The organism is Streptococcus sp. E29BA (genome assembly GCF_041807805.1).
Lineage (GTDB): Bacteria > Bacillota > Bacilli > Lactobacillales > Streptococcaceae > Streptococcus > Streptococcus entericus.
Map to the genome: position 1 here is coordinate 31477 of NZ_JBGTZA010000009.1, position 23127 is coordinate 54603.

Consider the following 23127-nt stretch of genomic DNA (forward strand, 5'->3'; position numbering starts at 1 on the left):
CCTATTTGACTCAAAAGAGTTAGTATTAAAGTAAGAATAATTTTAAGTAATAATAGTTTTAGAAAGGACTGACGTGACCAAATCTATTAACAAAACCATGTTTATCACCATGTTGGCAGCACAGGCAGTGATTATCAGTCTAGTTGAGCGGACTATCCCAGCTCCCTTTGCCTTTGCACCTGGAGCCAAGCTAGGTCTAGGTAACCTGATTAGCTTAATCGCCATTTTTAGTCTCAGTCCCAAAGACAGTTTTAAGGTAATCAGCCTGAGGCTAGGTGTCTCTACTCTTCTGGCTGGGGGCTTTTCTAGCTTTCTTTATGCCTTGGCCGGAACCCTACTCAGCTACCTGGGTATGCTGGCTAGCAAACAGCTAGGACCAAGACGGGTCAGCCTAATCGGGATTTCTACTTTAGGTGGGATACTTCATAATCTTGGGCAACTCCTGGTCTTCTCAATCTTAGCGCGATCTTTTGCCCCGCTGAACTACCTCCCTATCCTAGCTTTTTCAGGTATCCTCTCAGGATTTGTCGTTGGTCTAGCTGGTCACTTCCTCCTCAAAAAAATTGCACCTCTACGCACCTATTATCCTGAACTAGCCAAGACTTGGCTGTAGTTATTTTTTAGGAAAATAGCTGATTAGTAAGGATGTACTCTACAAAAAAACTGAGATAGATTCGCATAACTGCCAGTCAGCCCTGCGAACCTGTCTCGGTTTTTTCTTTATGAGATTAGTTTTTCTTCTCAATCGGTGCTAGGCTGGCGAGCAGTTTTTTGAGACCGATTTCTGGGAACTTGATTTTGAGTTCTTGGTTGCTGCCTGTGCCCGTGACTTCAAGCACTAGACCTTGCCCCCATTTGCGGTGAATGGCAACATCTCCCACCTGCCAATCAGTTGCGTTGGTGTCTGGCTGACCGACACTTGGTCGAACAGGCTGTCCGAAGGTGGCTGGGCGAGCCTGAGCTTTGCGAGTTTGCAAGGCTTGAGATAAACTCATCCCTTGACCAAACTGGGTTGCTCCGCCATTTGCAGAAGAGGCAATAAAAGACGTGTGGGCTGGACGTGCCAGTCCCTGATAATCCAGCAGATCCGCTGAAATCTCGTTAAGGAAGCGACTAGGACGGTTGTAGCCCAGCTTACCAAAGAGGGTGCGGGCGTTGGCGTTGGTCAAGTAAAGCTGAGTCTCAGCTCGAGTGATGCCGACATAAGCTAGACGGCGCTCCTCCTCCAGCTCCTCAGGGTTTTCAGTCGCACGACTGAGCGGAAAGACGCCCTCCTCCATGCCGATAAGAAAGACCAGCGGAAACTCCAGTCCCTTGGCCGCATGAAGGGTCATGAGGGTCACCTCAGCGCTCTGACTGTCGCCATCATCGGTGTCTGCAATCAGGGCCAAGTCATTGAGAAAGCGACTGAGTTTATCAATCCCTATCTCTTCTGTCGTTTCTTCCTTGTCGTCAAAGTTCTTAGTCACCGAGAGAAATTCTCGGATATTTTCTACCCTTGCCTGACTCTCCAGCGTATTTTGTAACTCAAGGGCGGACAGGTAACCTATCTTGTCAAGAACGGTCTCCACTAACTCAGTCAAACTATAATTGTCTAATCGGTCACGGAGGTTGAGCAAGAGATTACCCAGCTCAAAGAGAGCTTGAGCGGCCTTGCCCTTGATGCCAGATAGCATAACCTGACTAGCCCCCTCCAGCAAGGATAGGCCAGCTGGATAGGCAAAATCGCGGAGCTTGTCCAGCGTGCCCGGCCCCACACCACGCTTGGGTTCGTTGACAATCCGTTCAAAGCTCATGTTGTCGGCCGGGTTAGCAATGACATTAAGGTAGGCGATGAGGTCTCGTATTTCCTTACGGTTGTAGAATTTGGTGCCGCCGACCATGGTGTAGGGAATATCGGCCTTTAACAGGGCTTCCTCAATGGTACGAGACTGGGCATTCGTCCGATAGAGCACAGCCATATCCTTGAAAGACCTGCCGTCCTGTCTGACAGCTTGATCAATCTGGCTAGCGACAAAAATTGCTTCCTCATGCTCATCACGCGCCCGATAATAAACCAACTTGCCGCCGTCATCATTTTGCGTCCAGAGTTTCTTGTCCCTGCGATTGCGATTATTTTTGATGACCTCGTTAGCTGCCTGCAAGATGGTCTTGGTTGAGCGGTAGTTCTCCTCCAGGAGCACCACCTTAGCCTCAGGATAGTCCTTTTCAAAATCTAGGATATTCTGCATATCCGCACCCCGCCAGCCGTAGATGGACTGATCTGCGTCTCCGACCACACAGATGTTGCGAAAACGAGAGGCCAAGAGCTTAACCAGCTGGTACTGAGCATGGTTGGTGTCCTGATACTCGTCCACGTGGATATACTGGTAACGGTTTTGGTAATAGCTGAGCACCTCAGGTTGTTCGTCAAAGAGGCGCAGGGTCACCATAATCAGGTCATCAAAGTCCATAGCCTCGCTGCGGCGCAGTTCAGCCTGATAGAGCTTGTAGCACTTGGCGACCATTTGTGTGTAGATATCGCCAGCCTGCATCTCGTAGGCCTTGTCATCCAGTAAATCATTTTTAGCATTGGAAATGGTACCTAAAATCGCGCGTTCATTCCATTTTTTCGGATCCAGATTGAGCTGTTTGAGGATACGCTTCATCAGCGTCCGCTGCTCACCAGGATCAACGATGGTAAAGTTGCGACCATAGCCGATTTTGTCTCCCTCACGGCGCAAGATTCTCACGCACATGGCGTGAAAAGTGGCAATCAAGGTATCCGCTGTCGCTGGATTGAGGGCCATAGCACGCTCTTTCATCTCGCGTGCGGCCTTATTGGTAAAGGTGATGGCGAGAATGTTCCAAGGTGCTACACCGACCTCATCAATCAAATAAGCGATACGATGGGTCAATACCCTGGTCTTACCAGAGCCAGCCCCAGCCATAATCAAGAGCGGTCCTTGCGTTGTCTGCACAGCCTCTGCCTGTTTGTCATTCATTCCGTTTAATAATGGGTTCATATTATCCTCATTTCTTTGTCTTGAAAATTATAGCACATTTCCAACAGGAAAAAAAGAATGGCACAAGCGATTTGCGTCATTTCGTGCTATAATAGTCTCATGACACATCCTAGTAAGAACCTCAAGTTAGCGGAGCGTGGACCGCTGATTAGCATTGTGACCTATCTCATTTTAGCGATCAGCAAATTGACCGCTGGGTATTGGTTAACATCATCGTCATTGATTGCCGATGGCTTTAACAACCTTTCAGACATTCTGGGAAATTTGGCCATCCTCATCGGACTAAAAATGGCACAGAAACCAGCCGACGGTGACCATAAATTTGGGCACTGGAAGATTGAAGATTTGGCCAGTCTGGTTACTTCTTTTCTGATGTTTGTGGTGGGGGTTCAGGTTCTGGTTCAAACAACTAGAGACATTGTCGCTGACAGCCCTGTGACAGCTGACCCTCTAGGCAGTCTGGTCGGCTTGGTCTCAGCTGGCGTCATGTTTGCCCTCTACCGCTATAACAAACACCTGTCTCAATCCCTAAAGTCGGGCTCACTCCTAGCTGCTGCCAAGGACAACCTCTCAGATGCGGTGACTTCGCTTGGAACCAGCTTAGCTATTGTCGCCTCAACCCTCAAGTTTCCCCTATTCGACAAACTCGTTGCCTTGGTTATCACGCTTTTTATCCTCAAAACCGCCTATGAGATCTTCAGCCGCGCTACCTTTAGTTTGTCGGACGGCTTTGACGACCAGCACCTGACTCAGTACGAAACGGCTATCCTCCAGTTGCCTAAGGTTTTGGCAGTCAAATCCCAAAGGGGTCGAACCTACGGTTCGAATGTGTATCTGGATATTGTGCTGGAAATGCACCCCGACCTATCGGTTTACGAGAGCCATGAGGTAACTGAACAGGTCGAGCAGCTCCTACGTGACCAGTTTGGTGTCTACGACATTGACATTCACGTCGAGCCTTCTCCTGTTCCTGAGGACGAAGTCTACGAGAATGTTTACCACAAGCTCATTAAACTGGAAAAAACTGTCCTCTCTAAAATCCCAGATTACGAGAACTTGTTGACAAGTGAATTTAGATATGTTGATTATACTGGTCAAGTCCTTTCAGCAAGAGACTTTGACCATGATAAACCGTCTATTGGCAACGACATGACGGCTATTGAACTAGTCTCTATCAGTCAGAAAACCAAACTCCTGACCTACGAGCTGGACGGCTGTCATCACAGCTCCCTCTGGCGACGGCATGAAACCTGGCAACTGATGTTTCATCAGGTAACACAAATCCCTCGTTAAGTAACCTTAGCGAGGGATTTCATATAGCGTCATCGTAAAACAGCTTCTGCCACGGCTTGTTGAATCTGGATGACACTGTTATCGCTCTTGAATTGGAGAATTTCAGCCGGTTCTGCTGCCGAGGAAATCCAAATTTTCAACTCAGAGTCAAGGTCAAAATGACCAGAGGTTTCAACAGTAAAACGTGAAATGGAACGATACGGAATGGACTTGTAAGAGACTTTTTCCCAGTTACTCCCTGTTTATCCACTAAAATTAAACGTTTCTCTGTAAACACAATCAAGTCTCGAATCAGGCTAAAAGCCAGGTGTACCTGTTCGTTTGGAATGAGAATGTCTGCTAAGTCGCGCTCGACCTTATCGTTGTCACGTTGGGACGCATTGCCTAAAAGTCCTAAAAATAATCCCATTGTTAGCTCCTTTTATTTGAATAGATGAATTAAATACTGTAGTAACTTTGCACCATACACCCACAGCACAGAGTAGCCGATAATAGAAAAGGGTTTTGTCAAAAGGATGATGGTCGTAAATCGTCGTAAGCTCATCTTAGTCAAGCCTGTTATCATCACCATAATATCAGCTGGTGAGACAGGAGAGACCATACAGAAGATAAAGAACCATTCATACGTTTTACTCTCTAACTTCTTCTCGTACTTGTTGAACTCACTTTCTTTAACAAATAACAAAATGAAAGCTTTGCCATATTTCTTAACCAAGAGAAATAGCAAAATGCTACCGATGACAATACCTGTATAGTTGTAAATAAAGCCCCATATTGGACCAAAAACCAAGGCACCTGCTACTGTCGTGACCCCACCTGGAATGATTGGAATAACGATTTGAACGATTTGAATGAGAATAAAAATAACAGGAGCAAGTAATTTGTACTGTAAGACCCAATCTTTGAACGCATTGCTATCATTGAGGATCCCTTGCTTAAAGAGCCAGATAACCATGACTGCTGATCCTACCAGAGCTAAAATACCTAAAATCTGGAAAAATTGCTGTAATCGTTTATACATGGATTCTATCATACCAAAATCCTTTTTATTTTGCTATTTTTTACTGTTTATGTTACAATGTTGTAAGCAACATAATTTTCGGGGTCGTTACGGATTCGACAGGCATTATGAGGCATGTTCTGCAACTCGTGTGGCGACGTTAACGCTCAGTTAAAAATAACTGCAAAAAATAACACTTCTTACGCTCTCGCAGCTTAATAACCTGCAAGCGTGACTGACGGCTGTTTGCTTACGGCAACCTGAGGTCTTAATCTAGTAAGCTGGTTGACAAGAGAGGTTTCGTGCTTGTCAACGAGATTTAGAAACTCGCTAGTCGCAGGCCTGAGTGGTGTGTCGGCGATTAGTTAAAGCAAAACACCACCTATGGTTGTAGACGAATATGTTAGCAGGTGTTTGGACGTGGGTTCGACTCCCACCGGCTCCATAATAAGTTCTTAAAATTTTTTTAGAATAGCTAAAGACGTTGTTAAAGCAGCGTCTTTAGTTTTTACCTTGCTAATTTGCAATATTTTAAAATGTCATCTATCACGGTTTAACAGTCGGTTCTGTCAGTTCGACTGTTTCGTGCTTAATAACAGATGTCTCTAAATACCTTGTCTAACATCATATAGAGTGGGGCTTAATCGGGTTATCGTCAGAGCTATAAAAGCTGATGACATCAACTCATTAGGGAATAGAGATGATCTGCAACTCACGTTTTACAACTGTCAAGGCTCAGGCACTTTGGAGCGTTCAGCTATGTCTTACTTAGTGAATAATAATAAAAAGGAGAGAACTAATTTAGTTCTCTCCAAATTTTAGCGTTTCGCTAATTTATTTAAGGGCAATAATAATTTAAAATCTTATTTCGCACTTAAAGCTGCCATGGTGATGTAGTTGTATGGCTTATTGAAATGTGGCAAGAAGAGAATATCAAGAAGAGCCAACTTGTCGATGGTTACTTGCTCTTGGATAGCTAGTGAGAACATGTGCATACCCATAGAGATGTCTTCTTTAGAAGCTATTTGTGCACCTAAGATAACACGAGTATCAGCATCGTAAACGATACGGATTTTCACATCATGGTTATCGTGTTCCATGAATTCTGGTTTTTGCAAATCTTCAAAGTCAGTTGCAACAGCATTGAATCCGAAGCGTTTAGCTTTTTCAAGTGTCAAACCAGTTGATACCATCTTGAGATCAAAGATAGAGATACCGTTAGATCCTTGAACACCAGCTGTTTCAAGCTCAGTACCACAAGCATTATGTGCTGCAACAATAGCTGTACGGACTGCGTTTGATGCCAAAGCAATATAGTTTGTATCTTGCAATGAGTTGTCATAAACAGTTGCACAGTCACCAATGGCATAAACATCAGGGATGTTGGTTTCACCTTTTTTGTTAACCACAAAGGCACCGTTACGGAAGAGTTCAATCTTACCATCTCCAAGGGCAGTGTTTGGACGGAAACCAACAGCCAAGATAACCATATCAACATCGAAAGTTTCTTTGTCAGTCACCAAACGCTCAACTTTGCCATCGCCTTCCACGGCTTGTACAGTTTGACCAAATGCCAACTTGATACCATTTTCTTCAAGGTTTTTGTTCATCAAATCAGTGAATTCTGAATCGTAGTAACCACCGAGTGATGTTTCAGCAATATCAACCAAGATAACTTCTTTATCAAGGCGTTTGAAGGCTTCAGCCAACTCAACACCGATGTAACCTGCACCAACAACAGCTACACGTTTGATGTCTGGGTTGTTGAGTTTTTCGATAACCTCAGCAGAGTTTTGGTAAAGTTTTACGAATTGCAAGTTTTCCAAAGTTGCTTTGAACTCACGTGAACCTTCTTGGATTTCAGCACCTTTGATTGGAGGCAAGATTGGTTGTGAACCTGTCGCAAGGATCAACTTGTTATAGCTCTCAACATGTTTTTCACCGTTGACAATAGCATGCACTTCTTTTTTATCGTAGTCGATGAACTCAACAGGTGACTCCATGTAAACTTTAGCGCCTTTTGATTCAAGCGTTTCTTTATCTGAGTAGAACAAACCTTCTGGACCTGAGATTTGTTTACCAATCCAAAGCGCCATACCACATCCCAAGAATGAGATGTTGTTGTTTTGGTCGAAAACAACTACTTCGTTTTGATCGCCATAGTTGTTCAAGATAGTGTTAATAGCTGATGTACCGGCGTGGTTAGCACCGACAACAACGATTTTAGCCATGTGTAAATTCCTCTTTCTCATTTTATGTAATCATTTACAATAACTATTATAGCATACTTCACAAAGAGTTTCAAGTTTTTTCTCTGAAAGCCCTTAAATTAACAAAAATCAAGATTTTTATCCAAGTTTTTGTGAAATTTGTAACTTTCCGGAATCATAAATCAATCAAATACTACTAAAGAAGGTTTTAGCTCATATTGTTTTCTTGTTGGATTTATCTGGAATGACCTAACAGTAATAAGAAAAAATAGCATCATAAGACCGGCGTGTCTCACTGGTCTTATGATGACTATTATCATTTTGATTTGATATAATTGACACCGCCTGCTTTTGGTCCAACGGCTTTACCAAAGAAAGCAGCAAGAACGATAATTGTCAAGAGATACGGAGCCATCTGCAAATAGACCGTCGGAACTTTTGACAAGAATGATATTTGCCCGCCAATAACTGCTAAACTTTGTGATAAACCAAAGAACAAACTAGAGAGCATCGCCCCAATTGGATTCCAACGACCAAAGATCATGGCTGCTAGCGCAATGAACCCAGGACCCAGTATGGTTGTTACGGCAAAGTTAACAGAGACAGATTGTGCATACAAGGCACCGCCCATACCACCAAGGAAGCCTGAAATCATGATGCCTAGATACTTCATCAAATAAACGTTAATCCCTAAGGTATCTGCTGCTTGTGGGTGTTCCCCTACTGAACGTAATCTCAATCCAAATCGCGTCTTATAAAGGATATACCAAGCCACGAAAGCAAAAGCAACCGTTAGATATCCTGCAAGGCTAGTGTTTTTGAAGAAAATATCTCCAATCACTGGCAAATCTGCTAGTACTGGAAAATTAAATTTACCAAAAGCATGTCTAATGTTATCTGTCTGACCTTTGCCATAGAAAACTTTAGTCAAGAAAACGGCTAAGGCTGGTGCCATTAGATTTAAGACAGTCCCTGAAACCACATGGTCAGCACGGAAATTAACCGTAGCAACCGCGTGGATTAGTGAGAATGCTAGTCCTGCAACTCCTGCCATTAAGAGGGCAATCCAAGGGGTCGCTTTCCCCAAATTCTCCGCCATTTCAAGATTAAAGACAATACCTGTAAAGGCACCGATAACCATGATTCCTTCAAGACCAACATTGACAACGCCTGAGCGCTCGGAGAAGACGCCACCAATGGACGTTAAAATGAGAGGCGCCGCATAAACCAGCATTGACGGAACTAAAATTGCAAACATATTCATCTTATTTCCCTCCTTTTACTGCTTTTTTAGGCTTGATGTAACGCTCAATCACATAGTGAGCTCCGACAAAGAAAATGATAGAAGCTGTCACAATTTTAACTACTTCCGGTGGAATGCCTGCAATATTCATACCAGGAGAGCCGACACTCAAAGTACCGAACAAGAAAGCTGCAAAAATACTGCCGATTGGGTTGTTACCTGCCAGAAGACTGACAGCCATACCATCAAATCCGATGGCCAATGAACTTGATTGAACAAAGACGTTTTCAAAAGTGCCTAGACCTTCAACAACACCAGCTAATCCCGCCAAAGCACCTGAGATAATCATTGAGAGAATGATGGTTCGTTTGGAGGAAATACCTGCATACTCACTGGCATAGGGGTTAAGTCCCACTGAGCGAATCTCAAAACCAACGGTTGTCTTGTTGAGCAAATACCAAATAATCGCCACCGCAATCAAGGCAAGGAAAATGCCTAAGTTAGCACGAGAATTATTGGTGAAACTTGACAGCCACTCTAAGCGGTAAGTCGCATTAGCAGAAACAGCAACGGTTGAATCAATGGATTTTTTAAGCGGCTCTGCCATCAATTGTTGAATAGCATAGTTCCCAAAATAAAGGATAATGTAGTTCATCATGATGGTAACGATAACTTCACTTGTGCCGAGAAATGCCCGCAAGATACCAGGGATAGCCCCTGCAATGCCCCCAGCTATCATACCAATCACAACGGTTAAGAAAATCATCAGCGGTCGTGGCAGGTCTGGGAAAGCTAAAGCAAACCAGCCTGCCGCTAACCAGCCCGCAAAGGCTTGACCAGACAGACCGATATTAAAGAAGCCTGCTCGGCTAGCTACTGTAAAGCCAAGTGCCACTAAAATCAGAGGCGCCATCGCACGAACAATTTCACCGATATTCTTCAAGCTACCAAATGCTGTCTGGAACAGCCCTTCATAACCCCAGATAGGATCATAGCCAAAGAGCAGCATAATCAGAGCCCCTAAAATCAGACCCATCAGTACCGAAATCAGAGGTACAGCAATCTGTTGCGTTTTTTTAGACATTGTTTGCCTCCTTTTCAATACGACCACCTGCCATCAAAATACCCAATTCTTGCTTGTTGGTGTCTTCTGGCAAGACAATACCTTGAATCTGACCATCATGGATAACTGCAATTCTGTCAGATAGGTTAAGGATTTCATCCAGTTCAAAACTCACCACCAAAACAGCCTTGCCTTTGTCACGTTCTTCAATGAGACGACGGTGAATATACTCAATCGCACCAACATCAAGTCCACGAGTGGGTTGGCTAACAATCAGCAAATCAGGGTTTCTATCCACTTCACGAGCGATAATGGCTTTTTGCTGGTTACCACCTGAAAAACCTTTAGCAGGCACCAATTCATTTGCTCCACGGACATCGAACTCAGCCATTAGCTTTCTAGCGTACTCATTCATTTTATTGTAGTTAAGGACACCATTTTTGCTAAGCGGTTCTTTGTAGTAAGTTTGCAAAGCGGTGTTTTCAGCTAATGTCATTTGAAGAATCAATCCGTCACGATGACGGTCCTCAGGAACATGACCAACACTGAGCTCTGTGATTTGGCGGGTCGTCATTTTTGAGACTTCTTGCCCTTTTATCGTAATACTACCTGATTTAATCTTACGAAGACCTGTGATAGCTTGAATCAACTCACTCTGTCCATTACCATCAATCCCTGCAATACCAACAATCTCTCCAGCTCGTACATCCAGAGACAAGTTCTTTACAGCAGGGACACCACGATTTTCATTGACAACTAAATCCTTGATAGACAAGACAACGTCCTTAGGCTGTGCTGCTTGTTTTTCAGTTTTAAATGAAACTGAGCGTCCGACCATCATTTCAGCTAAATCTTGTGCAGAAGCCCCGGCCACATCAACTGTTTGAATGGATTTACCACGACGAATAACCGTCACGCAGTCTGCAACCGCGCGGATCTCATCAAGCTTATGGGTAATCAAAATGATCGACTTGCCTTCCTTGACCAGATTTTTCATGATAACCATCAATTCTTGAATCTCAGCGGGAGTCAGAACTGCTGTTGGCTCATCAAAAATGAGCATGTCAGCACCACGATAGAGGGTTTTCAAAATCTCTACACGTTGTTGTGCTCCAACAGAAATATCTGCAACTTTGGCTTCTGGATCAACAGCCAAGCCATACTTTTCTGACAAAGCTTTAATTTCCTTATGAGCTTGTTTCAAATCAAGCACACCGTTTTTAACAACTTCATTGCCTAAGATAATATTTTCAGCAACCGTAAAAGCTTCAATAAGCATAAAGTGCTGGTGAACCATCCCGATACCTAGGTGAGCTGATTTAGAAGGTGAATCGATGACAACAGGCTGGCCGTTAATCACAATCTCACCACTAGTCGGTTGTAAGAGACCAGCTAGCATGTTCATGAGCGTTGACTTACCAGCACCGTTCTCACCCAATAAGGCATGAATTTCGCCTTTTTTGACTTGAAGATTGATGCGATCGTTTGCAACAAAATCACCAAATTTCTTGGTAATTTCACGCATATCAATGACAGGTTGTGCCATATCGTTTTCCTTTCATCCAAACATTATAATTCAGTAAAACCTATCAAAACGATGATAGGTTTTGCTGAAGCATAAGGCTTCAGTTTTGGAAAAAGCGACCGACTCTAGTCAGGTCGCCTTTCTCTTATATTATTTTTCAGGAACAGTAACTTTACCTGAGATAATCGCTTCTTTTGCTTCTTCTACAGCTTTTTTCGCGTCATCATCTAGGCTAGTTGTTGCCAATTCTACACCAGCATCTTTCAAACCGTAAACAGTAACAACACCACCTGGGAATTTACCGTCTTGTGTTTGAGTTGCAATCAATTGAACAGCTTTACCAACTTCTTTGATGGTTGATGCTAAAACAAAGTTAGATTCTTTACCATCTTTAGATGTGTATTTACCTTCCTCTGCTTGGTCACGGTCAACACCGATAACCCAAACTTTTTCAGCTTCATTTTTTGTTTCGTTGATTGCTTTCGCTTCAGAGAAGACACCTGCACCAGTACCACCAGCAGCTTGGAAAATCACATCAGCACCTGCAGCGTATTGAGCTGCAGCGATGGTTTTACCTTTAGCTGAATCGCTAAATGAACCAGCATATTGAACGTCAACTTTGATTGATGGGTCAACTGAGGCAACACCTGCTAAGAAACCTTTTTCAAAGCGAGTGATAACGACACCTTCCATACCACCGACAAAACCGATTTTCTTAGTTTTAGTTGCTTTTGCAGCAGCAACACCTGCTAAATAAGAAGCTTCGTGGTCAGCAAAGGTTACGCTAGCAACGTTATCCAAACCTTCAATAACATTATCAACAATGATAAAGTTTGTGTCGGTATTGTTTTTAGCTGTTGTTTCAACAGCTTCTGTCAATAGGAAGCCGATACCTGCAACAAGATTGTAGCCGTTTGATACCGCTGTATCAAAGTTAGTCACATATTCTGATTCATTGTTAGAGCTGAAATAGTGGTAACCATTTCCTTTAGACAAACCATTTTCAGCACCCCAAGCTTGCAAACCTTCCCAAGCTGATTGGTTAAATGATTTATCATCTATACCACCAGTATCTGTAACGATAGCAACCTTCAAATCAGTCTTAGCTTCAGTACCTGATGCAGCTTCTTTAGAAGCACCACGGTTGCCACAAGCAGCCAAACCAAGAACAGCAACTGCTGTCAAACCAACACCGATATATTTCTTGTTCATTTGAATGAACCCTCCTAATTTTTTTGGCAACAAAATGTTGCAAGTTAAATGGCTTTGCCTCAAAGAGGCGGTTTTCACAAACTAGGTCAAGTCTGTGAAAGAGTATGGAAGTAATTCCCTGACCGTCATCTCGACCGTCTGACCGTCTTTAGCGATCAATGTAATTTTTGCATCCTGTGGAAAAAATTCTGCCATGACTTGGCGACAAGCGCCACAAGGCGATACAGGTTGATCTGTCTGACCATAAACGGCTAGTTCAATCAGGTCGCGATGCCCATCGGAAACGGCTTTGAAAATAGCTGTTCTCTCACCACAATTAGTCAGACCAAAACTGGCATTTTCAATATTGCACCCTGTGTAAACCTGTCCATCTGCGGTTTTCACGGCTGCACCAATGGGAAAATGTGAATAAGGAACGTAGGCGTTTTGGCTGGCTTCAATGGCTAATTCAATCAGATTAGTAGCCACCATTGACCTCCTGTCCTTGGACAATGGCTACGCCAGACGACGTTCCAATACGGGTTGCCCCAGCTTTGATAAAGGCTTCGGCATCTGCTAAACTACGAGCACCGCCCGCTGCCTTAACTCCTACATCTGGACCAACAGTCTGACGCATCAAAGCGACATCTTCCAAGGTCGCACCGCCAGTTGAAAAACCGGTTGACGTCTTAACGAAATCCGCCCCAGCACGAACACTCGCCTCACAAGCGGCGACTTTTTCTTCGTCTGTCAGCAGGCAGGCTTCGATGATGACTTTAACGATTTTGTCACCACTCGCCTCAACAACAGCTCGAATATCGTCTTCAACTAACTGCCAGTTGCCGTCTTTGGCAGCACCGATATTGATAACCATGTCAATCTCGTCTGCGCCATTCTCGATAGCGTTCGTTGTTTCAAATGCTTTGACAGCACTGGTTGTCGCTCCCAGAGGAAATCCGACAACGGTACACACTTTTACAGTTGTTTCATTCAGCTTTTCCGAACAATAACTCACCCAAGTCGGATTGACACAGACGCTAGCAAACTGATGTTGAATAGCCTCTGCAATCAGTTGGTCGATTTGGTCTTTGCGACTGTCTGCTTTAAGCAGGGTATGGTCGATGTAAGTATTGATTGTCATTTAATCTCCTCCTTTATCTGATAATGGTGATGATTTCTTTAGGGACAATTTTCTCTTCACCTATTGTAACATTTTTTTGGAAATTTGTAAGCCCTTTTGAATCAATTTTTTCATTGGAATAGATTTTGGCGATAACTTCCCCTTCTTTAACCGAGTCACCCACCTTTTTATCGAACACTATGCCTGTTTCAAAGTCCAATGAATCGGTTTTTACAGCGCGTCCTGCACCTAGCCGCATAGCATATAGGCCAAATTCTAAAGCTGGAAGAGCAGTAATGTAACCTGTTTTTTTAGCATAAACCTCTGTAACATAGGCTGCTGTGCTCGGACGGAACAGGTCATCAAGGTCTCCGCCTTGAGCAAGAATCATCTGCTTGAATTTGTCCAAAGCTCTGCCATTGACCAAATGCTCTCTAATCTCATCAAGAGACTTGGTAACGCCTGCTAAATCAAGCATGAGCTGAGCCAGTTCGCAGATAAAATGTGTGATGTCCTCGCGCCCCTGTCCCTGCATGATGTCAAGAGCTTCCAATACCTCTAAGCGGTTGCCAATAGCGCGTCCAAGTGGCTGACTCATGTCTGTGATGACCGCAATCGTCTGGCGGTTAACAGCTTTTCCGAGGTCAACCATGGTACGAGAGAGCTGTTTGGCATCCTCAATGGTCTTCATGAAAGCCCCGTCTCCAACAGTCACATCAAGCAGAATAGCATCTGAGCCCGCAGCAATTTTTTTACTCATGACCGAGCTTGCGATTAAAGGAATAATATCCACAGTCGCTGTCACATCGCGCAGGGCATAGAGGAGCTTGTCTGCTCGCACCAACTGATCAGATTGACCGATGACTGCGATATTGATGTCCTGAACCTGCTTGATAAATTCTTCCTCGCTACGCTCAATCTGAAATCCTTTGATAGATTCCAGCTTGTCCAGAGTACCACCTGTATGCCCTAGACCTCGACCGCTCATTTTTGCCACAGGTACTTCAAAACTAGCAACGAGGGGAGCTAGGATCAAGGTCACCTTATCTCCGACACCACCTGTTGAGTGCTTATCAGTCTTTATCCCTGGGATGGCTGAGAGGTCAATCTGCTGACCAGTGCCTACCATGGCCATGGTCAAGTCACTGGTTTCCCTCGTGGTCATGCCTCTAAAATAGATTGCCATAGCCAAAGCTGACATCTGATAATCTGGCACATCACCTTTGGCATAGCCATCAATTAACCAATAAATTTCTTCTGTTGACAGCTCCTTGCCGTCTCGTTTTTTCTGGATTAAGTCAACTGTTCTCATAGTAACTCCTTAGAATATAGTAGCCCTTATCCTTTTTCAAAATCTCACAATTCTCAAAAACCTCTGCCATCTTCGTTTTGGCACTCGGTGCGCCTTGTTTCTTTTGAATCACAATAGTCAAATGCCCACCTGTTTTCAGATAAGTTGGCGCCTGCTCGATAATGGCATGAACAACCTGTTTTCCTGCTCGAATGGGTGGGTTGCTGATAATGGCATCAAACTGTCCCTCCACCTGAGCGTAGAGATCTGACTGGTAAATCGTCGCAATCACACCGTTTCTCTCAGCATTTTTCTGGGCAAGCCCAATCGCTCTGCTATTGACATCAATCATAGTAGGCACCACACCTTGTGTTTTTGCCAGAGCAATGCCAAGAGGTCCATAGCCACAGCCAACATCAAGCAAGGTCTGACCTGAAGTCACATCATCTAAGCAACTCAGCAATACCTGACTACCGTAGTCAATCATTTTTTTCGAGAAAACCCCTGCATCAGTATAAAATTGAAACGTTTCACCTAGCAAGGTCACGCTTAAATCATGAATGTCATGAGCAGCATCTGGATTTTCCGCATAATACATCTGTGTTATCGTTATCACCTACTTTCATCCCAGAAAGTAATTATAACATTTTTTGAAAATGTTTTCAACACCTATCTGATACTAGTAAATAAAAACCATATCCCCTCAGATAAACGTATAAGAGTGTTGTCACCACATTTGCTACTAGAACTAAATATAAGAGATCTTCTAATGGTTCACTATTCGTTGTATATTTAACCTTGCAAACATTCTAAAATAGAAAAATCCTGCAGTATTTTTCTATTTTAGAATGTTCTATTGACGCAATCTATTCCAATTTTCGTTCACCGCTTAACCTCATGTCATTAAAAACACCCTAGAGCTTAGATTTGTTATCTGATGCTCTAAGGTGCTATTTAAAAGAATCACCGGTTGTAAATTAGAAGTATGGATTTGAACTAATTATTAAATTGATAAAACTTAGTTGTTCTACTCATGCAACTCTAGTGGCAAGCCATCTGGATCAAAAAAGAAGGTCATGGCTTTCCCTGTGTAGTCATCATAACGAATGGGTTCACAAGCAATCCCTAGCTTGGTTAATTCTGCTACTGTTGTTTTAACGTCTGGAACATAAAAGGCTAGGTGTCTAAGACCGCAGGCCTCTCGGTCGTACTCTGGTCTGCCTATCCGCTTGGGCGGTGCAACGTAGGCAGCATCGCTCAGCTTATTGCCAAAAATCTCTAGCTCAATAGTCCCGCAACGTAAATCTAATTTATAATCATGGCGTTCTGGACGATGGTTCTCACGAATCACTTCAAAACCCAGCTTGTTAACATAAAAATCACGGGACCGATCATAGTCTGAGACGATAATCGCCACATGATGAATGGCTGATAAGTCAAGTGTCATCTCTTTCTCCTTACTAAGAACCCCTCGCATTTGCGAGGGGGATTGTCTTAAAAAATACGCTGGTTGTATTTCATTTCAAAGGCTTTAAGGACTTCCGTTGGTGCTTTTGCAAATTCTACAGACTCTTGGAAAGTGCCGTGGACGATAATCCGATTCGTCGCATCAAAGTCTGTACAAGTCACCAAGGTCACCTCCGTTTGACCAGGACGGTCATCAATGACCTCAACGTGTTCAGGTGATACGACCTTGACCTCAGAAATGACATAGGTATAGATTTTCTCCTTGTCAGTCAAGTAGATTTTCATACCGTTTTGAGCATTGTCCAGCGGTGAAAAGAGCATTTTAGAAGCTCCTTCAATACCGAAGATATGGTGGCTAGCGAGTGCATAGTTACGCTCTCCCATCACCTGATCAGGCTTCATGGTGCCTGCACCATAAGCAATCTCGGTATTCCCAACCCCTTTAAAAATCGGTAGATTAATTTCCAACTCAGGAATAGCAATGCCTCCGATAACAGGTAAGTTTTGAGTATTCATCTGGGCTGCTAGAACAGCTTCCGTACTGAGCGACTGTACAGCAGCAAAGTCAAAGCTAGCTTCCGCTTCTTTGTTGGCCTCAATTTCTTCCTTAGTGACTTGTGTCACCTGATATTTATTACTATTTTGCCCTATGATAAAATTGCGGATAGACTTGTTAAAAATCAAAGCCAAACCAACAATAACTAGAAGAAACAAGAATAGATTGTAGAGGAAACGTCCTAGTCTTTTTGAATGTTTGGTTTTACGAGTTTTCGTCATGTTCTGCCTCATTTTCTTCATTTATTTCCTCAGGCTTGACCAAAGCAAAGGTGACAATTTTTGCTTCCTCATCTAGTCTCATAACCTTAACCCCTTGGGTTGAGCGACCGGTTTGAGAAATATCTGCCACGCGTGTTCGGATAATAACCCCTGTATCAGTGATAATCATGATGTCCTCATCTCCTGATACGGTTACTAAACCTGCCAAGGCCCCGTTTTTGCTGGTGATGTTAGCAGTTTTAATACCTTTACCTCCACGGTTCTTGGTTGGGTATTCGGTCGCTGAGGTCCGTTTACCAAAGCCTTTTTCGGTGATAATCAAGACTTCCTGATCATCATTGATTTGGGCTGCGCCGACGACACGGTCACCTTCTCTTAAAGTTACACCTTTAACCCCGGTCGCGACACGGCTCATGCTTCGGATGGTTTCTTCGTTGAAACGAACAGAATAACCCGTCTGAGTCCCGATAATGATGTCGTCTTGACCCGATGTCAACAGGACGTTAATCAACTCATCTTCGTCCCTCAGATTGAGTGCTCTTAGTCCATTTTGACGGATGTTGCCAAATTCAGATAGGCTAGTCCGCTTAATCACTCCTTGACGGGTCGTGAAGAAGAGGTGCTTATCCTTGAAGTCATCAGTTTTGACATTGATAATGGTCTGAATCGTTTCCCCCTCATCTAACTTGAGCAGGTTGACGACAGGAAGACCCTTGGCAGTCCGACCGTATTCTGGAATTTCATAGCCCTTCAGACGATATACCCTTCCTTTATTCGTAAAGAAGAGCATGGCGTCGTGGGTGCTGGTAGACACTAGCTCACGAACAAAGTCATCATCATTGACACCAGTTCCTTGCACCCCACGACCACCTCGTTTCTGAGCACGAAATTCATCTTGCGCCAAGCGTTTGATATAACCCTTGTTGGACAGAGTAATCAAGACATCTTCTTCTTCGATTAAATCTTCATCTTCAATAGACAATACTTCACCGACCATAAGTTCCGTGCGGCGGGCATCGTCATACTTGCGCTTAATCTCATCCATCTCATCCTTGATGATGGTCACTACCCGCTCTGGTTTAGCCAGAATATCAGCCAAATCAGCAATCAAGGCAATTAACTCATCATATTCGGACTGAATCTTGTCACGTTCCAAGCCCGTCAAACGACGCAGACGCATATCCAAGATAGCTTGACTCTGACGCTCTGACAGGTCAAACTTAGCCATCAATTCTGCCTGAGCTTGGGCATCTGTCTCACTATTTCGGATAATCCGAATGACTTCATCAATGTGATCAAGGGCAATCAAAAGACCGGCTAAGATATGCACCTTACTTTCTGCCTTGTCTTTATCAAATTGGGTGCGACGAACAATGACTTCCTTCTGGTGAGCGATGTAATTATCCAAAATCGCCCTCAGGGAGAGGATTTTTGGAATGCCATTTTCAATGGCCAGCATGTTAAAACTAAAATTAGTTTGAAGCTGCGTCAGCTTGAAGAGGTTGTTGAGGATAACACTAGCTGAGGCATCACGCTTAACTTCAATCACCATCCGTACCCCTTCACGACTGGACTCATCCCGAACAGCGGTGATGCCTTCTATTCGCTTCTCCTGAGCAAGCTTAACAATATGCTCAAGGACCTTACTTTTGTTGACCATGTAAGGGAATTCTGTCACCACGATGCGTTCTCGACCAGACTTGGTGGTTTCGATTTCAGTTCGTGACCTCAGAACAATCGACCCTTTACCTGTATCGTAAGCGCGGTGAATGCCTGATTTCCCCATAACCAGAGCCCCTGTAGGGAAGTCTGGTCCAGGCAAAACCTCCATCAATTCACGCGTCGTCACCTCTGGCTTGTCCATCACCAACTTGACTGCCTCGATGGTTTCACCGAGGTTATGAGGGGGGATATTGGTTGCCATACCAACGGCAATCCCTGTCGCTCCATTCACCAAGAGGTTAGGGAAGCGAGCAGGAAGCACCAAGGGCTCTTTCTCATTGCCATCGTAGTTGTCGGTAAAATCAACGGTGTTTTTGTTGATGTCACGGAGCATTTCAAGGGCAATCTTACTCATGCGAGCTTCGGTGTAACGCTGAGCAGCAGCCCCATCACCATCCATGGAGCCAAAGTTGCCGTGACCGTCAACCAGCATGTGGCGGTAGCTCCACCACTGAGCCATTCGCACCATGGCCTCATAGATAGAACTGTCCCCATGAGGGTGGTATTTACCCATGACATCACCCGTGATACGGGCGGATTTTTTGTGAGGCTTATCAGGCGTCACACCAAGTTCATTCATGCCATAGAGGATACGGCGATGAACAGGTTTAAGCCCATCTCGAACATCCGGAAGAGCCCGAGCCACGATGACACTCATGGCGTAGTCAATAAAACTCGTTTTCATTTCGCTGGTTAAATTGACCGTAACTAGGTTTTTATCTTGCATAACCATTCTCTTTCTTTGAGGTTAATCAATTACCATTATACCACAAATTAAGGAATTTAGCAGATTTATCGGCGATTAAACTTCTCAGTTAATTATTTTAAAGTCATTGATGGTTTTTAAGTGATTGATGACAGAACATCAGGGCTAAAAATATGGTTATAAGATTGGTTATAACTGCGTAGTTTATGCCATTGCTTGGAATGAGCAACTCTACATCAAGAAAGTTCATCTCAAAAAAGATATCATAAACATAAATAAGTGCAACAGATTCTAATAAAGCCCGAGAAGATAATTTTTTTCTTCTACTGAATTTTGTAATTCCTTCTATACTTTTTACAAAGTCAATAATAGCTTGAGTTGAAACTGTTGTTTTAGAATTCAAATCAGACAAGATGCAATTGTTATGGGCTGCAGCATTCCTTAAATTACGAACCAGATTCAAAACTTCCTTTGGAATATGAGAGATTATCTTTATTTATTTGATCCATTACCTTGTTTCCATATTTTTCTAGCATTTCTTCCAAAAATCTTGCTAATTCATCTATGTCTCTTATTTCAATAGTTGCATTTAACATCATTACGTCATCCTTCTTCCCAAAAATTTTGAATGGATCATCGAAAAAGACACAAAAAAAATAGACACAAACATAACCTAACCGGAAAAGATCTCATTCAAGATGAAACTGGAAATTTTTATGTTGTCGTTAAACGCGGTAAAGGAGGTAAACGGCAGGAACAATTAATCTTACCAAAAGATGTACCTACAGTTTTAGATACATTTAAAAATATTGACAATGAAGACCTCGTCTTTTCAGATAGGAAATGAAAAATTTAATCAATTTTCATGGAATGCGTGCGCATCACGCAAGAGACTGTTGACCGTTCATACTTACCATTTCAGTCAGCAAGAGAGCACCAGGATACTAAGATGCAAAAATGGATGGGATTTTTCCTATCTGAGCATACATCAGCACTCTTTGATGACACAAACAAAATAACGTACATGTCAGATTTGTCACTGGAGAAGAAATTATTACTCCTCAGTCAAGTATACGCTGGGCAGCTACACACGCGCATTCATCTGATTGATAAAAACTTTCTACACTGGAACAATACCAAGTCTGAATAAGGATTTCATTTTGATAAAAACTACAACAGCTCACATCAATTTGAAATTGAAAGATATTTTGAGTATTGAACTTGTTGAGGAGGTGCTTTATGAATCAGCTTGAGTTTCAGCGTAATCACCTGCAAATGGACTATTATAGCGAGAGCTACCAAGATTTTGAACGTGACTTCTACCGTTACTCCAACATGAATATTCCATTGACCTTCCTGATCGATGATATCCTCAAAACAATGGCGACTTCACGTAAGAATTACTTTGTCCTAAATAAGGAGAAGGCAAGAGATAACCGTAATCACTTCTTCATTTTTGAGGTAAGAACCTTAGAAGAGAATCCACTAATCTACCAATATTCGTATAAGAAAACTACAACATATTTAACTTGATTAATTTCCAACATAAGCGGTATACTGGCTAGGTCAACCTGACCTGTTCGGGCAAACTGTCCCCAAACTCTGCGAAGTCGTTGACCATCAACTTGAGTTTCAGACCAGCTTTTTCCCAAAAGAAAGGGCGAATCCGGAAAATCAGAGAAATTAAAAAGTAGTGGCAATTCTAAATCGTGACCCGCAGCAACAAGGTGGCTCTGATCTTGCCAAAAAAAGCTGTAATGGTAAGTTTTCCCACCAGCCTCAGCATAGGCTTGGGCAAAGTCCAGGGCAGGTTGGTTAAAAATCTTCCGACTGAGCTTCTTGACCACTAGCTCAATGGCCTTGCGGCCCAGGCGTTTGTCGCTCAATCCCAAAATCTTAGGCTGGGTCGGCAAAAAGCTGGCCACTTCTCTGGTGTTACTGCCGATAAAGAGGGGCACCTCCTTGGCACGCGCCTCTAAACGATCAGGAATCTCAGCCAAACTAGGCAAAGGATAGACCCCATAGTGCGGGCCAAACTTCATAAAACGAGCCAGCCCCCTGACCTTGGTCGTCTCCTCAATCTCCACCTGCTTAGTCAACAGTTCAGACAAGGGAGCATCTAGCGGGAGTTCCAGCAACTTGTCCAGCATCTCTTGGGACATGGCAGAGCGGTCAGCTTGTGCAGCCCCGATTGGGTCACTCTGTATTATCGCTCTCTGAATAAGACCTTCTGTCCCATCTGCAAGCAGGATGGCTCGTACTGATTCTGCTCCAGCCGATTGGCCAAAGAGTGTCATTTGAGCAGGATTACCACCAAATTGAGCAATTTGTGCCTTAATCCACTTAATTGCTTCAATTTGGTCTAGCAAGCCAAGATTGGCCAAGTGACCAGCTTGGTCTCGCAAATATCCCAACCCCCCAAAAAACGGTAGCTGATATTAACCACGATGACCCGCTCTTGGGAAACCAATAAATCTGGAGTGTACTCACTACTCTCCCCACTCCCATTCGTAAATGCTCCTCCATGAATCCAAATCATGACAGGCAACTGGTCAGCCTCTGTCGTTCCGACCGGTCGGTAAATGGATAGGATTTGCGGGTGCTCAGTCTGCTCCTGACTGTTGTAATTTTGCTTGAAGTAGTATTCCTTGAAATAGATGTTTGGCTGGGCTGCAATTGGTGCCAGCTTGGTCGCATCAATCACGCCACCTTCATAAGAAAAGGGCTGAGGAATACCATAGTGCTGGGCATGGGCATATCGAATCCCTGAAAACCGCTCAGTTACCCCGTCGCTACTACCGTGCACACGACCAAAAGTTGTCTCTTGAAATACACTTGTTCTCATTGTCTATAACCTCTTGTTTTTTTATCCAACTTAGTATAAACTATGAACCATAGTTTAATGTCAAGAGGTAAGATTATGACAATTAAAGAATTAGCAAAAGCAACAGGACTACCTATCTCCACCATCCGATATTACGAGCGAAGAGAACTTCTGCCTGAGCCTGAGCGTTTACCCAATAACTACCGTAATTACCCAGACCAAAGCGTCAAAACACTCCGTCTCATTTTGTACTTTTCAGGCTTGGGCTTAACTCTTGAACAAATCAGGACAATATTGAGAAAAATAACTGAGAAGACCCTAACAAAAACACTGATTCTAGAGTTAATCAATGACCAAAAATCTCACATTGAGAATCAGCTTAAACAACTCATATCCTTAAAACGTAGACTTAACGCTCTTGAATCACACGAACAACTTGTTGATGAATTCGTATCCTTTGATTGGTTTGAACACAATTCATCTCATAAGCCTGTTAACAGTTGGATTGAACAGGTTAACAGTGGACAACTACATCCCGATATCGCTAGCTTATTAATCTAAAATGACTGAAAAATTAAATTTCTAATTAGTACAATTGCTATAACAAACAAAAGTATAAATTGTTTTATGTGGATTCACTAGCCTGGTCACCTGTTCTAGTGCCAAAGACTTTTTTTGAATTGTCCTATT

General features: G+C 43.4%; 23 protein-coding genes, 1 other RNA gene and 2 pseudogenes. 7 read left to right on the forward strand and 19 right to left on the reverse strand.

The window, feature by feature from the left end:
• Positions 1-97 precede the first annotated feature (97 nt).
• The gene (locus ACERC8_RS03120; protein WP_373658477.1) at positions 98-613 is read left to right on the forward strand and encodes a Gx transporter family protein; all 516 of its coding nucleotides are present in this window, start codon (positions 98-100) and stop codon (positions 611-613) included.
• A 115-nt stretch (positions 614-728) separates the two neighbouring features.
• Here ACERC8_RS03120 and pcrA read toward each other — a convergent pair whose 3' ends face one another.
• A complete protein-coding gene (gene pcrA / locus ACERC8_RS03125) occupies positions 729-3005 on the reverse strand; it encodes a DNA helicase PcrA (protein ID WP_373658447.1) in 2277 nt (758 codons plus the stop codon).
• 99 nt (positions 3006-3104) lie between these two features.
• On the opposite strand from pcrA, the gene ACERC8_RS03130 reads away from it, so the two are divergent.
• On the forward strand, positions 3105-4298 hold the full coding sequence (locus tag ACERC8_RS03130; RefSeq protein ID WP_373658448.1) for a cation diffusion facilitator family transporter: 1194 nt from the start codon (positions 3105-3107) through the stop codon (positions 4296-4298).
• Between the two features lie 29 nt (positions 4299-4327).
• On the opposite strand, the pseudogene ACERC8_RS03135 reads toward ACERC8_RS03130, so the two are convergent.
• A pseudogene (locus tag ACERC8_RS03135) lies at positions 4328-4707 on the reverse strand (PH domain-containing protein).
• Between the two features lie 12 nt (positions 4708-4719).
• Positions 4720-5319 carry a TVP38/TMEM64 family protein gene (locus ACERC8_RS03140; RefSeq protein WP_373658449.1) on the reverse strand — a complete coding sequence of 200 codons (600 nt, stop codon included), beginning with the start codon at positions 5317-5319 and terminating at the stop codon, positions 4720-4722.
• A gap of 80 nt (positions 5320-5399) precedes the next feature.
• Here ACERC8_RS03140 and ssrA point away from each other — a divergent pair.
• Positions 5400-5746, forward strand: a transfer-messenger RNA (tmRNA) gene (gene ssrA / locus ACERC8_RS03145).
• Between the two features lie 415 nt (positions 5747-6161).
• On the opposite strand, the gene nox is transcribed toward ssrA, so the two are convergent.
• From nox to ACERC8_RS03215, 14 genes are all read right to left on the reverse strand, one after another.
• A complete protein-coding gene (gene nox / locus ACERC8_RS03150; RefSeq protein ID WP_373658450.1) occupies positions 6162-7529 on the reverse strand; it encodes a H2O-forming NADH oxidase in 1368 nt (455 codons plus the stop codon).
• Positions 7530-7824: 295 nt separating this feature from the next.
• Positions 7825-8772 (reverse strand): ABC transporter permease, encoded by a 948-nt coding sequence (locus tag ACERC8_RS03155; protein WP_373658452.1) that lies wholly within the window; start codon positions 8770-8772, stop codon positions 7825-7827.
• A gap of 1 nt (position 8773) precedes the next feature.
• A complete protein-coding gene (locus ACERC8_RS03160; protein ID WP_373658453.1) occupies positions 8774-9835 on the reverse strand; it encodes an ABC transporter permease in 1062 nt (353 codons plus the stop codon).
• Positions 9828-11360, reverse strand: coding sequence for an ABC transporter ATP-binding protein (locus ACERC8_RS03165; protein WP_373658454.1), 1533 nt, complete (start codon positions 11358-11360; stop codon positions 9828-9830). Before ACERC8_RS03165 ends, ACERC8_RS03160 begins: the two co-directional genes overlap by 8 nt.
• Before the next feature lie 129 nt (positions 11361-11489).
• Positions 11490-12551 carry a BMP family protein gene (locus ACERC8_RS03170; protein ID WP_373658455.1) on the reverse strand — a complete coding sequence of 354 codons (1062 nt, stop codon included), beginning with the start codon at positions 12549-12551 and terminating at the stop codon, positions 11490-11492.
• An 81-nt stretch (positions 12552-12632) separates the two neighbouring features.
• Positions 12633-13022: a cytidine deaminase gene (locus ACERC8_RS03175; RefSeq protein WP_373658456.1), complete on the reverse strand. Its 390-nt coding sequence runs from the start codon at positions 13020-13022 to the stop codon at positions 12633-12635.
• Complete coding sequence (gene deoC / locus ACERC8_RS03180) at positions 13009-13671, reverse strand: deoxyribose-phosphate aldolase (RefSeq protein WP_373658457.1); 663 nt, start codon at positions 13669-13671, stop codon at positions 13009-13011. The genes ACERC8_RS03175 and deoC overlap by 14 nt, the downstream gene beginning before the upstream one ends.
• 13 nt (positions 13672-13684) lie before the next feature.
• Positions 13685-14962, reverse strand: a complete 1278-nt coding sequence (locus tag ACERC8_RS03185; protein ID WP_373658458.1) for a pyrimidine-nucleoside phosphorylase — start codon at positions 14960-14962, stop codon at positions 13685-13687.
• Positions 14949-15548 carry a class I SAM-dependent methyltransferase gene (locus ACERC8_RS03190; RefSeq protein ID WP_373658478.1) on the reverse strand — a complete coding sequence of 200 codons (600 nt, stop codon included), beginning with the start codon at positions 15546-15548 and terminating at the stop codon, positions 14949-14951. The genes ACERC8_RS03185 and ACERC8_RS03190 overlap by 14 nt, the downstream gene beginning before the upstream one ends.
• Positions 15549-15968: 420 nt before the next feature.
• A complete protein-coding gene (locus tag ACERC8_RS03195; RefSeq protein WP_373658459.1) occupies positions 15969-16388 on the reverse strand; it encodes a VOC family protein in 420 nt (139 codons plus the stop codon).
• Positions 16389-16435: 47 nt separating this feature from the next.
• On the reverse strand, positions 16436-17185 hold the full coding sequence (locus ACERC8_RS03200; RefSeq protein WP_373658460.1) for a class A sortase: 750 nt from the start codon (positions 17183-17185) through the stop codon (positions 16436-16438).
• Positions 17169-19634 (reverse strand): DNA gyrase subunit A, encoded by a 2466-nt coding sequence (gene gyrA, locus ACERC8_RS03205; protein WP_373658461.1) that lies wholly within the window; start codon positions 19632-19634, stop codon positions 17169-17171. Before gyrA ends, ACERC8_RS03200 begins: the two co-directional genes overlap by 17 nt.
• A gap of 103 nt (positions 19635-19737) precedes the next feature.
• On the reverse strand, positions 19738-20076 hold the full coding sequence (locus ACERC8_RS03210; RefSeq protein WP_373658462.1) for a hypothetical protein: 339 nt from the start codon (positions 20074-20076) through the stop codon (positions 19738-19740).
• Positions 20060-20212 carry a hypothetical protein gene (locus ACERC8_RS03215; protein ID WP_373658463.1) on the reverse strand — a complete coding sequence of 51 codons (153 nt, stop codon included), beginning with the start codon at positions 20210-20212 and terminating at the stop codon, positions 20060-20062. The genes ACERC8_RS03210 and ACERC8_RS03215 overlap by 17 nt, the downstream gene beginning before the upstream one ends.
• Positions 20213-20241: 29 nt before the next feature.
• On the opposite strand from ACERC8_RS03215, the gene ACERC8_RS03220 reads away from it, so the two are divergent.
• The 3 genes and pseudogenes from ACERC8_RS03220 to ACERC8_RS03230 all read left to right on the forward strand — a co-directional run bounded on the left by ACERC8_RS03220 (position 20242) and on the right by ACERC8_RS03230 (position 21146).
• Positions 20242-20460: a hypothetical protein gene (locus ACERC8_RS03220; RefSeq protein WP_373658464.1), complete on the forward strand. Its 219-nt coding sequence runs from the start codon at positions 20242-20244 to the stop codon at positions 20458-20460.
• Positions 20461-20562: 102 nt separating this feature from the next.
• Positions 20563-20866, forward strand: a pseudogene (locus ACERC8_RS03225) (hypothetical protein).
• Complete coding sequence (locus tag ACERC8_RS03230) at positions 20853-21146, forward strand: DUF5960 family protein (RefSeq protein ID WP_373658466.1); 294 nt, start codon at positions 20853-20855, stop codon at positions 21144-21146. The pseudogene ACERC8_RS03225 and the gene ACERC8_RS03230 overlap by 14 nt, the downstream one beginning before the upstream one ends.
• Here the strand turns inward: ACERC8_RS03230 and ACERC8_RS03235 are convergent.
• On the reverse strand, positions 21104-22027 hold the full coding sequence (locus tag ACERC8_RS03235) for a carboxylesterase family protein (RefSeq protein ID WP_373658467.1): 924 nt from the start codon (positions 22025-22027) through the stop codon (positions 21104-21106). The two genes, ACERC8_RS03230 and ACERC8_RS03235, sit on opposite strands and share 43 nt — an antisense overlap.
• Positions 21976-22458, reverse strand: coding sequence for a carboxylesterase family protein (locus ACERC8_RS03240; protein ID WP_373658468.1), 483 nt, complete (start codon positions 22456-22458; stop codon positions 21976-21978). The genes ACERC8_RS03235 and ACERC8_RS03240 overlap by 52 nt, the downstream gene beginning before the upstream one ends.
• A gap of 75 nt (positions 22459-22533) precedes the next feature.
• Here ACERC8_RS03240 and ACERC8_RS03245 point away from each other — a divergent pair, with 75 nt between their 5' ends.
• A complete protein-coding gene (locus tag ACERC8_RS03245; protein ID WP_373658469.1) occupies positions 22534-22998 on the forward strand; it encodes a MerR family transcriptional regulator in 465 nt (154 codons plus the stop codon).
• Positions 22999-23127 lie beyond the last annotated feature (129 nt).